At 28.7% G+C, this 14,191-nt stretch carries 12 protein-coding genes; 9 read left to right on the forward strand and 3 right to left on the reverse strand.

Annotated features, from left to right (window positions below; all coding sequences use genetic code 11):
- Positions 1-75 precede the first annotated feature (75 nt).
- A complete protein-coding gene (locus tag ACFQ1O_RS09050) occupies positions 76-627 on the reverse strand; it encodes a hypothetical protein (RefSeq protein WP_377715571.1) in 552 nt (183 codons plus the stop codon).
- 61 nt (positions 628-688) lie between these two features.
- On the reverse strand, positions 689-1,807 hold the full coding sequence (locus ACFQ1O_RS09055; RefSeq protein ID WP_377715573.1) for a C1 family peptidase: 1,119 nt from the start codon (positions 1,805-1,807) through the stop codon (positions 689-691).
- A gap of 55 nt (positions 1,808-1,862) precedes the next feature.
- Between ACFQ1O_RS09055 and ACFQ1O_RS09060 the strand changes: the two genes are divergently transcribed.
- Genes ACFQ1O_RS09060 through ACFQ1O_RS09070 form a run of 3 tightly spaced genes read left to right on the forward strand, consistent with a single transcriptional unit; the run spans position 1,863 to position 5,223 of the window.
- A complete protein-coding gene (locus tag ACFQ1O_RS09060) occupies positions 1,863-2,705 on the forward strand; it encodes a 1,4-dihydroxy-2-naphthoyl-CoA synthase (protein ID WP_377715575.1) in 843 nt (280 codons plus the stop codon).
- On the forward strand, positions 2,705-3,607 hold the full coding sequence (gene menA / locus ACFQ1O_RS09065) for a 1,4-dihydroxy-2-naphthoate octaprenyltransferase (protein WP_377715577.1): 903 nt from the start codon (positions 2,705-2,707) through the stop codon (positions 3,605-3,607). Before ACFQ1O_RS09060 ends, menA begins: the two co-directional genes overlap by 1 nt.
- A 56-nt stretch (positions 3,608-3,663) precedes the next feature.
- Positions 3,664-5,223, forward strand: coding sequence for a histidine kinase dimerization/phosphoacceptor domain -containing protein (locus ACFQ1O_RS09070; protein WP_377715579.1), 1,560 nt, complete (start codon positions 3,664-3,666; stop codon positions 5,221-5,223).
- Here ACFQ1O_RS09070 and ACFQ1O_RS09075 read toward each other — a convergent pair.
- On the reverse strand, positions 5,218-8,280 hold the full coding sequence (locus tag ACFQ1O_RS09075; RefSeq protein WP_377715581.1) for a ligand-binding sensor domain-containing protein: 3,063 nt from the start codon (positions 8,278-8,280) through the stop codon (positions 5,218-5,220). The two genes, ACFQ1O_RS09070 and ACFQ1O_RS09075, sit on opposite strands and share 6 nt — an antisense overlap.
- 247 nt (positions 8,281-8,527) lie before the next feature.
- On the opposite strand from ACFQ1O_RS09075, the gene ACFQ1O_RS09080 reads away from it, so the two are divergent.
- The 6 genes from ACFQ1O_RS09080 (at position 8,528) to ACFQ1O_RS09105 (ending at position 14,040) form a co-directional block, all read left to right on the forward strand.
- A complete protein-coding gene (locus ACFQ1O_RS09080) occupies positions 8,528-9,253 on the forward strand; it encodes a LytR/AlgR family response regulator transcription factor (RefSeq protein ID WP_377715583.1) in 726 nt (241 codons plus the stop codon).
- A 123-nt stretch (positions 9,254-9,376) separates the two neighbouring features.
- A complete protein-coding gene (locus tag ACFQ1O_RS09085) occupies positions 9,377-10,054 on the forward strand; it encodes a histidine kinase dimerization/phosphoacceptor domain -containing protein (RefSeq protein WP_377715586.1) in 678 nt (225 codons plus the stop codon).
- 196 nt (positions 10,055-10,250) lie between these two features.
- A complete protein-coding gene (locus tag ACFQ1O_RS09090) occupies positions 10,251-10,928 on the forward strand; it encodes a metal-dependent hydrolase (RefSeq protein ID WP_377715589.1) in 678 nt (225 codons plus the stop codon).
- Positions 10,928-11,962 carry an o-succinylbenzoate synthase gene (locus tag ACFQ1O_RS09095; protein WP_377715591.1) on the forward strand — a complete coding sequence of 345 codons (1,035 nt, stop codon included), beginning with the start codon at positions 10,928-10,930 and terminating at the stop codon, positions 11,960-11,962. The genes ACFQ1O_RS09090 and ACFQ1O_RS09095 overlap by 1 nt, the downstream gene beginning before the upstream one ends.
- Before the next feature lie 57 nt (positions 11,963-12,019).
- Positions 12,020-12,982: a CPBP family intramembrane glutamic endopeptidase gene (locus ACFQ1O_RS09100; RefSeq protein WP_377715594.1), complete on the forward strand. Its 963-nt coding sequence runs from the start codon at positions 12,020-12,022 to the stop codon at positions 12,980-12,982.
- The gene (locus tag ACFQ1O_RS09105) at positions 12,982-14,040 is read left to right on the forward strand and encodes an AMP-binding protein (protein WP_377715597.1); all 1,059 of its coding nucleotides are present in this window, start codon (positions 12,982-12,984) and stop codon (positions 14,038-14,040) included. Before ACFQ1O_RS09100 ends, ACFQ1O_RS09105 begins: the two co-directional genes overlap by 1 nt.
- Positions 14,041-14,191: the final 151 nt, after the last annotated feature.

The following is a 14,191-nucleotide window of genomic DNA, read 5'->3' on the forward strand; positions in this document are numbered from 1 at the left end:
TTGTGGTGAAAATACTTTTTAGTGTTGAATGGATGGCTTGTAATGTTTTACTGTAGAAGCTTTTTTTAATTATAGCTAAATACTGTCTTTGTATTTAGTATTTAACTTTTCTTTAGAAAAAATATTTCTATTTAGTTCAGCTTTTAAAAGCTTTCTATTTTCATTAGTAGGCTCGTTATAATACCTTTCATAGGCATGTAGTATTTTTGGTTGATTGCGATATCTTATTTTTTGTAATACAATTGGACAGAAATAAAGAATCAATCCAAGAACTAAAAAAACACCAGTTCTACTTAAAGTTCTTATGTAACCCTTAGAGTTTTTTAAGTGTTTAATTAGACATATTACTGCTATAACAAATGAAGGTAAAAAACTAATTAAGAGCATTACACCTGAACCAGGCCAATTCATCAGACCAAAAATGACACCAATTAATAATATTGATAAATTAATCCCCGCCATAATGCTTCCAATTACTCTAGTAGCAGAAAGGTTTTGGTAATTTACTTTATTGAAAGAATCTCTTAGTCTTATATTAGTTAAAAAATTAAACCCAAAAATTAGGTAGAAAATCGATAAAGAGCCTAAAGAGGTAATAATCATTATTAATCCACCAGGCCACCCCATTAAGAAAAAAAATAATCCGAACCCAAATACTAAAAGGGCAAAACCTTCAAGATACTTTATTTTACAAATCTAACTTGTTACTTAAATCTTTGTTTAAAGCATTTTTATTTATGGTAACAGAAATAGCTTTCAATCTAATAAACGAGCTACTCATATAAACATAACCACCAAATTTAACTCTATTGCCTTCACTACCCCAAGAGTTTTTAGTTTTAAAGTAAATAGTGCCATTTTGGTCTTTAACCATTCCGGTTATATGCATTAAATGATCATCTGTAGTGGTAAAGTTTTCAAATTCTTGTTGGCGATAATCTTGTGTAATAACCTTTTCTGGTCTAACACTTAACAAAGATTCAGCAGCTTTATCATTGTGTAACGGAACAACAGCTAGACCATCCTTAGAAGAAAAAGTTTGTTCGCTAACGTCTGTATCTAACTCTACTGTATATCCTTTTTCCAAAGCATTAATGATAGTTTGTTCGAATTCATTTAAAGGAACATTATACATACTTCCGTTAGAAAAATTATCAGGTATGCTTAAAATAAAGTTCGAGTAAAAGGGTTGATGAGCAAAAGAAGTAATTGTTATGTAATCATTTGGTTTTATACCCAATTCATCTCTAAACGATTTTGGAGTGTATTTTTTTCCATTATAGGTAAATTCAGTTACATTTTTGCCTAAATAAATATCTAATACAGCATTAATTGCTTCTTTCCATCTAGGGCTTAATTTTTTAGCAGGATTTTTTATATAAACATCCAGCATGCCTTTTAAAACCGCTACCATTTCTGTATGGTTGTGTTGATTACTGTTATCACTTAATCCAGAAAACACATTTTCAGGAACTAATCCATAATCGGAAATAGAGTTAATTACATCATGAGCCAAACCTCCTTCACTAAATTGGGCTTTTCCTTGGCGCATAACATAATTCCAAGCTTTTTTTGGGTAAGTGTTTCGTACTGTGTACATTTCAGATACGTCAATGTTTTTACCAGTAATTCGTTTAATTTCTGCTTCAATAAAAGATGAAGTAGAAAAACTCCAGCAGGTACCTGTTCTTCCTTGACTTTTCACATCAGAACACTCAATATCAACTATAGGAGTAAATTTATATTCTTGTGCATTTATGAAATTACTACTGAAAAAAATGCAAATACAAATGAAAAATTTACGCATCGGTTTTTTATTATTTGAGATTAAAAAGATTTATTTTTACGCAAAATAAAAAAATATGAGCACAATAAATTGGGTAACAGCCAAAGAATATACAGATATTACATATAAAAAGTCTAACGGAGTAGCAAGAATTGCTTTTAATAGACCAGAAGTAAGAAATGCTTTTAGGCCTCAAACAACATCAGAAATAATAGATGCTCTTCAAGATGCGACTATAGATGTAAATATAGGAGTGGTATTAATTTCTGCAGAAGGTCCATCTCCTAAAGATGGTGTTTATTCATTTTGTTCTGGAGGAGATCAAAAGGCAAGAGGGCATCAAGGTTATGTAGGAGAAGATGGTTACCACAGATTGAATATATTAGAAGCTCAACGTTTAATTCGTTTTATGCCTAAAGCTGTTATTGCTGTAGTACCAGGATGGGCTGTAGGAGGTGGGCATAGTTTGCATGTAGTTTGTGATTTAACTTTAGCAAGTAAGGAACATGCTATTTTTAAACAAACAGATGCAGATGTTACTAGTTTTGATGGCGGTTACGGTTCTGCTTATTTAGCGAAGATGGTGGGGCAAAAGAAAGCAAGAGAAATATTTTTCTTAGGAAGAAATTATTCAGCTCAAGAAGCTTTTGAGATGGGAATGGTTAATGCTGTAATTCCTCATGATGAATTAGAAGATACTGCTTACGAATGGGCGCAAGAAATATTAGCTAAGTCTCCTACTTCTATAAAGATGCTAAAATATGCTATGAACTTAACAGACGATGGAATGGTAGGGCAACAAGTATTTGCAGGCGAAGCTACTCGTTTGGCTTATATGACAGATGAAGCTAAGGAAGGAAGAAATGCCTTCTTAGAAAAAAGAGCTCCGAATTTTGATAAAAAATGGATACCTAATTAATGCCTAGCCTTAAAGACTATATTCAAGCGGCAAGGTTGAGAACCTTGCCTTTATCAGTGTCTGGAATAATTGTCGGAACTGCTATTGCTATTGGTGAAGGTAAGTTTCATGCTAGTATACTAATATTAGCTATTTTAACAACAATAGGTTTTCAAGTACTCTCTAATTTTGCTAACGATTATGGTGATGGAATAAAGGGAACAGATGATGAAAGAGAAGGAGAATTAAGGCTCGTAGCTTCAGGTAAAATAACACCGAAGCAAATGAAGAAAGCTATGACAGTCACGATATTTATAACTTTAATAATAGCACTTTTACTAATTTACATTTCTTTTCCAGATAATTTTTATAAAGCATTGTTATTCTTTGCATTAGGGATAGCTAGTATTATTGCAGCAGTTAAGTATACGGTTGGTTCTAATGCATATGGATATTCTGGTTTAGGAGATGTTTTTGTGTTCTTGTTTTTTGGATGGTTAAGTGTTATTGGAAGTTACTATTTATACAGCCAAGAGTTAAATTCATGTTATATACTTTTACCTGCTTCTGCTATAGGTATGCTAAGTGCAGCTGTATTGAACTTGAATAATATGCGAGATCAAATTCAAGATAAAAAAGCTGGTAAGAATACTTTGGTAGTAAAGCTAGGAAGTAAAAAAGCTAAGAATTATCATTATTTTTTAATATTAGGTTCATTATTATGTTTGACAACCTACTTGTATAAACAAGAAAGCTTATTAACAAATAGTTGGATATTTTTGGCATACATTCCTTTAGTAAAAAACATAATAGTAGTGGCTAAGAATATATTGTTTAAAGATTTAGATACAGAGCTTAAGAAGGTAGCTTTGAGTACATTTTTATTATCAATCCTTTTTCTTATAAGTAAATTAGTAGGTTAATACTTGGCTTTTTTTCTTATATTTAAATAGCTTAATAAGTATTCAGTAATTTTTACATGTTTCAGAAATATTTTTATGCATTGGTTTTTTTTGCGATTGTATCGCAATCATCTAATGCACAAACAAAAATAGATTTTACAGAAGAGGAGAAAGATTGGATTGCAAAACATCCAACAATTCACTTTGGTTATGAGCCTAATTGGCCACCGTTTGAAATGTACAATGATGGAGAGTACGAAGGTATTATTGCTGATTATGTAAAAATTATTGAAAAAGAAACAGGAATAGATATGATTCCTGGTCCTCCATTGCAATGGCAAGAGTCTCTTGATAAATTTAATAAAGGGCAAATTAAAGTGCTATCTGCTTTAGGAGAAAGTAGAAATAGTAATAACGATTATGCTTTTACAGATGTATATATAAAAGATGTATTGGTTATTGTTACACGAAAAAAAAATACATCTATAAAAAGTATAGAAGATATTACTACGGAGAGGGTAGTTGTCCCTAAAGGATACAATAGAGTAAGTAAATTAAAGTCCAAATGCACATCGGCAACTATTGTAGAAAGTAAAGATGTTATGCATGCTTTGAACATGGTTAGTAACAATAAGGCAGATATTTTTATAGGAAGTCTAAGTGTAGTTACATTTTATATTAATGAATATGGATTTAAAGATTTAAAAATAGCATCTTCTACTAGTGATGGTATTATTAAATTATGTTTCGGGGTTAATAAAGAATGGTCTGTTTTTAGAGATATAGTTCAAAAAGTTTTTGATAATTTATCTGAAAATGATAAATACGCCATTAGAGCTAAATGGGTAGTCCTTAGGTATGATAGGGGAATAAAAAAACAAGAATTAAAGCAATACATATACATTTCTGTGATTATTTTTATGATTGCTATTAGCTTGTTTTACCTATGGAATAAAACGCTAAGAAACCAAATAAAAATTAGAGCAAAAGCAGAAGATAACCTAAAAGAGTCTTTAGCTCTTATTAATCATAAAAATGCTGAAAAAGATGTATTATTAAAAGAAATACATCATAGAGTAAAGAACAATTTACAGATTGTTTACAGCATGCTTAATATGCAATCTAGAGAAATAGATAACAATTCTGAAGCTCTTAAAATTATTTCTGAAGGTAAATCTAGAGTAATGGCTATGGCTTTAATTCATAAGATTTTATATGAATCAGATAAATTAGAAAAAGTATTTTTAGATGGTTATATTAAGTCTTTAATAAACAATATTTCTCAAGTATATAGTAGCAAAAAAAATATTCAGGTAGATGTAGAAACCAATAATATTTATTTAGATTTAGATAAGGCAATACCTTTGGGGTTAATTTTAAATGAATTGTTAACCAATTCCTATAAACATGCATTTGTTAATAGGGATTCTGGAATAATTAATATTAAATTAGAAGAGCAAAACGGACAGATAATTTTTAATTATAAAGATAACGGAATAGGAGTAGAGACAACTACTTTAGAAACTTTAAATTCTTTAGGAATGAGGTTGGTTAAAAGATTATCACATCAGCTAAATAGCGAGGCTATATTAGACGGAAGCAACGGGCTAAAAGTGTCTATAACATTTAATTTATAGCTCTCTTTTTTTGCAATAAAAAAAGATTTCAAAATAGGTGCCAGGCAAATCTAATTGTTTAATACTACCATTTAGTTGCTTAACAAAAGAAGTTATTAGTTTTGTTCCAATTTGCTTAGAGCTGGTTGTCTTTGTTTGGTCGTATCCAGATCCATTATCTCCTATTATTAATTGATAATAATTAGGTGTGTTGGTAGTGTTTAAATGTATTTTAATAGTTCCATTTTCTTGATTATTAAAGGCATATTTTAATGAGTTACTAATTAGTTCATTAATAATTAGAGCTAAAGGCGTAAGTGTTTCCATTTCAAAGTCTACAGGTATAATTTTAAGGTCTAAACTTACATCTTTGTTAATACCATATGCTTCTATTAAATCTATAATTAATGGTTCAAAGTGTTCTTGAGCATTTAAAGAATGTAAGTTTTTTGTTTGATACATTTTTTCATGTATAACTGCCATTGAAAGGACTCTACTCTGAGTTTTTTTAAAAATAGTAACTATTTCTGGGTCTTCTATTTTAGATGCCTGAACTCTTAAAAAACTATTTATTACTTGCAGGTTGTTCTTTACTCTATGATGTATTTCTTTAATCATAGCTGTTTTTTGATCATTTTCTCTTTTATGAAAATCTCTACGCTGTTTTAGTTTTATCTGTTTTTTCCAAATTTGTAAGAATAGCAATATGGTTGCTAATAAAAGTATAGAGCTTAACAAGTAAAACCATTTAGTTTGCCAAAATGGAGGTTCGATATTTATATAAATTGACTTAGGCTTAGACCAAATACCATCGCTATTGGCTGCTTTTATTTTTAAAATATATTGGCCAGGATTGAGGTTAGTATATGTAAATTGATTTTGTATACTCGGTCTTGTATTCCAATCTTTATCTATTGAACTTAATTGATATGCATATAAATTTTTAAGGCTATTTTTATTATGTATAATAGCTACTTTAAAAGAAAAAACTGAATGTTGATAAGATAGGTTTATAGTATCTGTATATGTAATGTTTTTCTTTAATATGATGTTGTTGTCTTTAGATAAATTTTGATTGGTATTGCTTATATTTGGTAAAACAGATTGATCAAATATTTTAAAATCAATGTAATTTATTTTAGGAGGTATAGAATCACTTGTTATTTTGTGAGAATAAAAGGCATTATAACCTTGTAAACCTCCAAAATATAACTTGTTAGTTTTGTCTTTAAAATAAGCACCTTCAGCAAATTCATCATCTTGAAGTCCATAGCTTTTATCATAGTTTTTTATATCATGTGTTATGGTATTGTATTTAGATAGGCCTCTGTTAGTACTAAGCCATAACTCATTATTGTGTATTAAAATTCCATAAATAGAATTGTTAGCTAACCCACTTTTAGTATTGATATACTGATGTCTTTTACTTGATAAATTATATTTTATGAGTCCGCTGTTAAAAGTACCGATCCATAAAATACTATCTTTATATGTATTTATCGCAGATATTTGCAAGTCAACATCTTTATTTCTATTAAAGTTATAAGTAATAAAGTTATTATTCTCAGAAGAGTATTTGGCCAGCCCTTTTCGGGTACCAACCCACATATCATAATCCCCTTTTTTATTTTTTATAGAAATTATATTGGCAGACGTATTGCTCGGTAGTGAGTGGGGGATGTTTTTTTGATTTTTATAATTGATAAAATTAATTAAATCAGGATTTTTATGAGTGTTTTTTGCTTTAAAAACACCATTATCTAAAGAGCCAATCCATATTTCATCTGTTGCAGGATTTTCTGTAATATTTGTTATGTTAGTAATGTTTTTTATAGGATTGTTGTTTAATTTTTTCAGAGTTGGATTTTTGTGTTCCCATATATTCTTTACAACTTCCTGAGGTAGATAATGTAAACCTTGGCTACCACCAGCCCATAAATTTTCATATTTATCAAAGTAAATATAAAATATACTTTTTCTTAATTTTTGCTTTATTTGTTCGATTTCTATTGACTTAAATAGATCTTTTTCTTCATTTAGTATATAAAGTCCATTAGCAGTTCCTAACCATAAGTTACCTGATTTATCTTTGGTAAAACACCAAATAAAGTTAGAACTAATGTCCTTAGTGTATTTAGGAAATAAAGATATATGGTTAAAGTTTTTTTGGTTAAGCATAAGGCTGTTTAAACCATGATATGTGCCAATCCATAAAGTTTCTGAACTATCTTGAATTATACAGTGAATAGAATCGTTAGATAAGGAATTTAAATTATTAGTATCTCTCTTATAGGCATGAATAGTTTTATTCTTTAGGTTAAAAGATCTCACACCGTTTTCTGTACCGATCCAAATAGTTTTAAAATGATCTTCAAATAATGTAATTACAGATTCATTATTGGTGTTTTCTAAAATGTTTTTAGGTGTTATATCTTGATAATTAGAGTCAAATTTTAAAACACCTACATTAGTTCCAGCCCATAAATTATTATCACTATCTAATAATAATTTTTGATATTTTAGTTCTTTTTTCTGAATAGAAATATGCTTTAATTTTTCATTTTTAATGTCATAAAAGAATAATTTGCTTTCAGAAGCAATTAATAAATTACCATTTTTATCAATTATAAAATCATTAATTAGTTGATTACCTAGATCTATAATTGGTATAAACTCTTTCTTATTACTATTATAAGAGCTAATGCTATTTGTACTTGAAATTAGAAAAGAATTTTCATCATAAGATAGAAGTTTAGAAATAAAGTTATTATTTATACCGTTTATTTTATCTTGATAATAACGTGTAATGCGGTTACTAATAGTATTAATTTTATTTAAACCATTTACAGTTGCAACCCAAATATTATTGTGTTGATCTTCGGTTATAGAGTTTATCTGATTGTTAGATATACTATTGTTGTTTTCTAAATCGAAGTAGTACAGTTTAAAATTAATACCATCGAACCTGTTAATGCCATCATCTGTTCCAACCCATATAAACCCATTCTGATCTTCATAAAGAGAATTGATTGTGTTTTGAGATAACCCATTGCTAATAGTAAAATGTTTAAAATGCATAGGTGATTCTTGACTAAAAGTATAAGACAAGAAAAAGAAGAAAAAAATCCAGTAAGTATGTTTTTTAGGTGCAAACAAAATACTATTATATATAGAAATAAATTTACAGCTTTTAATGCTGCAAAACAAGACTTAATTAATTTTACAACAAAAATGAGTTGTTTTACAACATTTTTAACACGTTTCACAACAAATTAATTCTTTTTTTTTGTATATTTAATTTTGGATAATAAAACAAAAAACATTGATGGATAAACCAATAAATATATTAATAGTAGAAGATAATGTGCTTATAGCAGATGACATGCAAATGATGTTAGAGGATATGGGGTATATGATTGCAGCTAATGTAACATCATATGAAAAAGCTGTAGATGCATTGGCTAATAACTCTATAGATTTAGCTCTACTTGATATTCAGTTGGCTACAGAAAAAACAGGTATAGATATTGGTAGACATATTAGAGAAAAATACAATATTCCATTTGTTTTTGTAACATCGAACTCAGATAAAGATACAATCAATAAAGCTAAAGACGTAAAGCCAAACGGTTATTTAGTAAAACCTTTTGAAGAGAAAGATTTATTTACCACCATAGAAATAACTATGTCTAACTTTCAAGATGCAGAATCTGACTCTAATGATGGTAAAAATAAAATATTAAAAAACTCTATTTTTATAAAAGAAGGTCATTTATACCATAAAATATTATACAAAGATATCTTATATGTCAAGGCAGACAATGTATATGTAGAAGTATATACTAAAAGTAAAATGTATGTTTTGCGCTCTACATTAAAAGATTTCTTAACAAGATTGCCTCAAGATGCTTTTTATAGGACTAGTAAATCTTATATTATAAATATTAAGCATATTCAATCAATTAACTCTAGAGACGTAATTATTAACGACCAAATGATACCTATTTCTAAAGAGTTTAAACCTATAATGCAGTCTATTTTAAATCTATAATTCAGCATTTTACCACAAAATTCATGCAGTTAACAACATTTAAAGCTTATATAGCTTACTAAACTGTATTTTTATAATAACTTAATCCCTAGTTGTTTACGCTTTAATTTAATTTAGGCTTAAATGTTTGGGGATTTTTTTTTAATATCATTTATTGTAATACTAATTGCTTTACTATCTGTGCTTTTTTTTAAGTACAAAAAAGTTTTCGTAGAAAATTGTTCTTTAAAAAAGCAATTGCATCATAGGGTTAAAAATAATATGCAACTTGCATATAGTTTAGTTAATTTACAAAGAAGGTATGTAAAGAACTCAAACATCTCTAGAGAATTAGACGATACCCACAAAAGGTTAGCAACCCTATCTCTTATTAACAAAGCTTATTTATGTGAAGATATGGTTAATAATAGCATATCAACAAAGGTTTATAAAGATATTTTTATAGATAAAATATTTAATAAATACAAAGCAGAAAATGGCTTGTTATCTCCAAAATGTAATAAAGACCCCAATTTTAAAGTTAATTTTTTCTTTACCAATATCAGCATAGAAGAAGCCTTACCTTTAGGTTTAATAATTAATGAATTATTACTTATTTTATTTAAGAAAGAAATAAATGTTAAAGATCATATTGCTATAGATATAGACTTATTGAAAAAGAAATTAAATGTAAATTTACCTAATCAAGGTATTATAAAAAGACTAAATGGAGATTTACAAGAAGGGCTAAGCAGTAAGATTATATATAGGTTATCTCAACAACTAAACTTAACAATAAGTTTAAACACTATTGAAATTTAATAACCAATCGTTTTACAACATCATTTGTTTAATTGGCAACATAATATAAAATACCCTTAAAAATAGCTCTATATTTACAGTAAGAAAAAGAAATATATACCCCCTTAAATAAACACATCTTCCAACAGAATTACTTGTAGCAAGCTTTTATAAAGCTTGCTTTTTTTATATATTGCTTCATATAAAAAACAAACCAATGCAAGTAACTTATTTAGGACACGGATCTATAAGTGTAGAAATTAACAATAAAACATTTTTAATAGATCCCTTTATATCAGTTAATACTTTAGCTAAACACATTGATGTCAATTCTTTAAAAGCTGATTATATACTTATAACCCATGCTCATCAAGATCATATTTTAGATGTAGAAACAATAGCAAAAAGAACAGGAGCTACCATTATATCTAATTACGAAATAATAATGCATTATGTAGCTAAAGAATTTAAAGGACACCCTTTAAATCATGGAGGTAGTTGTGAATTCGATGAAGTAAATATTAAATATGTAAACGCTGTTCATACATCTTCATTTCCAGATGGGAGTTATGGAGGTCAACCAGGAGGATTTGTATTATCACATGGTAATAAATCTGTATACATAGCTGGAGATACAGCAGTTACATACGATATGAAATTAATACCTATGTTTAATAATATAGACTTAGCTATATTACCAATAGGAGATAATTTTACTATGGGAGTAGATGAGGCAATACTAGCATCTGATTTTGTTGAGTGTAATAAAGTGTTAGGATGCCATTATGATACATTTCCACCCATAAAAATAAATAAAGAAGAGGCTATTACTAAGTTTTCTAATAAAGGGAAAAATTTAGTGTTATTAGAAATAGGTGATAGTCTTACTGTTTAATGAAAGCTATTTATAAAAAACATATTCTAGAATTTAAAAGACCTAGCGGAACCTCGAGAGGTGTTCTAAATACTAAGGAAACTTGGTTTATTATTCTAGAGAAAGATGGAAAACAAGGAATAGGTGAATGTGGTATTTTAAGAACATTATCTGTAGATGATGTTCCAGAATATGAAAAAGTATTGCAATGGACTTGTTTAAATATTCATTTAGGATTAGATGAATTGTTACCAGAGTTAATTCAATATCCATCTATTCAGTTTGGTTTAGAGCAAGCATTTATGTCTTTAAATAGTCAAAATCAGTTTGAATTGTTTACTTCACCATTCACAAAAGATAAAATAGGTATCAATATCAATGGTTTGATCTGGATGGGTGATAAGCAATTCATGAAATCTCAGATAAAAGATAAATTAGCACAAGGTTTTTCATGTATTAAAATGAAAATTGGAGCGATTGATTTTGAAACAGAATTAGATTTACTAAAAAGTATTCGAAAAGAATTTTCTAAAAATGATATTGAGTTACGCGTAGATGCTAATGGTGCTTTTACTCCAGTTAATGCTTTAGAAAAACTAAAAAAGCTTTCTGAGTTTGATTTGCACTCTATTGAGCAGCCTATAAAGCCAAAACAATTTAATGAAATGGCAATGCTTTGTGAGAAATCACCCTTGGCAATAGCATTAGACGAAGAATTAATAGGTGTGTTTTCTGTAACAGATAAGAAAAAAGTGCTACAAACAATACAACCGCAATACATTATTTTAAAACCTAGCTTGATAGGAGGTTTTAAAGGAAGTAAAGAATGGATTGATTTAGCAGCTGATTTAAAAATAAGTAATTGGATAACCAGTGCTCTAGAAAGTAATGTAGGCTTAAATGCCATAAGTCAATGGACGTTTACACTAAACAACCCTTTGCCACAAGGTTTAGGAACTGGGAGTTTGTATACCAATAATATCGATAGTCCGTTAGAAGTAAAAAATGGGCATTTATATTACAACAAAAAATTGAATTGGAATTTTAATATTTAAATAATCACTAAAATCATTATGCACTAGGTTAAGCCAGGTGTTTTAATTAATAAAAATATGTATATATCTCAAGCATATAAAGGTTTACACGATGGCTGGCGTTACGTTTTAGGCGTTTTGGTTAGCTTTTTTATTGGTTCTCAAATCATCGGTGCCTTGCCTTTGTTTGGTGCTATAGCTTATAAATCTGTTAAAGATGGCAAAGCCCCGAACATAACAGATTTAAATTCCATTTTTACCATGTTTGAGCCTAATATTACATTAGTTCTTATATTATTTCCCTTTTTAGTAGGATTAGTGCTGTTGTTAATTTGGAATAAAGTTATACATAAAGGAACACTTACTTGGTTAACAACTTCTAGATCTAAAATAGACTGGAAAAGAATATTCTTTGCTTTTGGTTTGTGGGGATTGATAACTGTTGTTTTAACAGTGGTGGGTTATAAAATGAATCCTTCTGGTTATGTATGGAATTTCGATGCGCAGAAGTTTGCTATACTGGCTATTATTGCTATAGTTTTAGTGCCTATTCAAACAAGTTTTGAAGAGTATTTGTTTAGAGGCTACTTAATGCAAGGCATAGGTTTAGCTTCCAAAAATAAGTGGCTACCATTAGTAATTACATCTGTTGTTTTTGGTTTAATGCACATAGCTAATCCAGAAGTAGAAAAAATAGGGTATATCATTATGGTATATTATATAGGAACAGGTTTCTTTTTAGGAATTTTAACCTTAATGGACGAAGGCTTAGAGTTAGCATTAGGGTTTCATGCTGCAAATAATTTAATTACAGCTTTACTAGTTACTGCAAATTGGACAGCTTTTCAAACTAATTCTATATTAAAAGATATGTCTGAACCAGCAGCTGGAATAGATGTATTAATCCCGGTATTTGTAGTATTTCCAATATTACTATTCATTTTCGCTAAAAAATATAAATGGACTAATTGGAATGAAAAATTATTTGGTAAAATAGAAGAACCAAATAGTTTAGAGATTAGTGATATAGGTGTTGAATAATGATTCATTCTTCTTTTAAAATAAATAGCACATCTTTTACTAAAGATTCACTGGTAGTCTATGCTAATTTGTTACTTCATAATAAAGAACAGTATTTAATAGATATAGGTTCTTTTTTACTTGATTGGTTAGATAACTCTAAAAAAATTAAAGTTCAAACTTCTGGGTCAACTGGAAAGCCAAAAATTATTGAATTACAAAAAGAGCATATGGCTAATAGTGCTTTAGCTACTGGAGAATTCTTTAATTGTAAAGAAAACACAAAAGCTCTTTTGTGTTTGTCGGCTAATTACATTGCGGGTAAGATGATGTTGGTTAGGGCCATGGTCTTAGGTTGGAATATCTATTTGGTAGAGCCATCTTCCAGTTTTTTAGCTGATACCGATGATGAGTTTGATTTCTCTGCAATGGTGCCCTTACAAGTAGAAGCATCTTTACAAGATTTGCATAAAATTAAACAGTTGATTATTGGTGGAGCACCAGTGTCTAACTCTTTAAACCAGCAATTGCAAAATTTGACTACCAAATGCTATGCTACTTATGGTATGACAGAAACAATTACTCATATAGCTGTTAAAAAACTTAATAATTTAGAGGCAAAGAGTAATGAGAGCGAATTGTTTAAAATTCTTCCAAATGTTACTATTAAAACAGATAATAGAGAGTGTTTAGTTATAAATGCAGCTAAAGTATCTAACGAGCAGATAGTAACTAACGATATTGTTAAACTTCATTCAAGTACTAGTTTTCAGTGGTTAGGTAGGTACGACAATGTTATCAATAGTGGTGGAGTAAAATTATTTCCAGAACAAATAGAAGAAAAATTATCACAACTCATAAAAATACCTTTTTTTGTTGCTTCATTACCTAATGAAAGATTAGGGCAAAAATTAGTGTTAATAATTGAATCTAATAAAACACTACAATTATCTAAAGAAAAACTTAAAGAAGTAGGATTAACGAACTATCAATTCCCCAAAGAAGTTTATTCTTTACCAGTGTTTATAAGGACAGCTACAGGTAAAGTTCAACGAATTAAGACACTTGATTTGTTATAAATATTTGCAGTAGCTATTCTAAACTTGTTAAATAGCTTCATTAAAATATAGGCTCATCCAAATTATAGGTTTACTTTAAAAAGAGACTACTTCCCTCATTAGTGGTTTTATAATGATTTATTCTACGTGATATTTGTGTAGAAATCATTAA

Source organism: Pseudofulvibacter geojedonensis (genome assembly GCF_042675745.1).
GTDB classification, from domain to species: Bacteria; Bacteroidota; Bacteroidia; order Flavobacteriales; family Flavobacteriaceae; genus Pseudofulvibacter; species Pseudofulvibacter geojedonensis.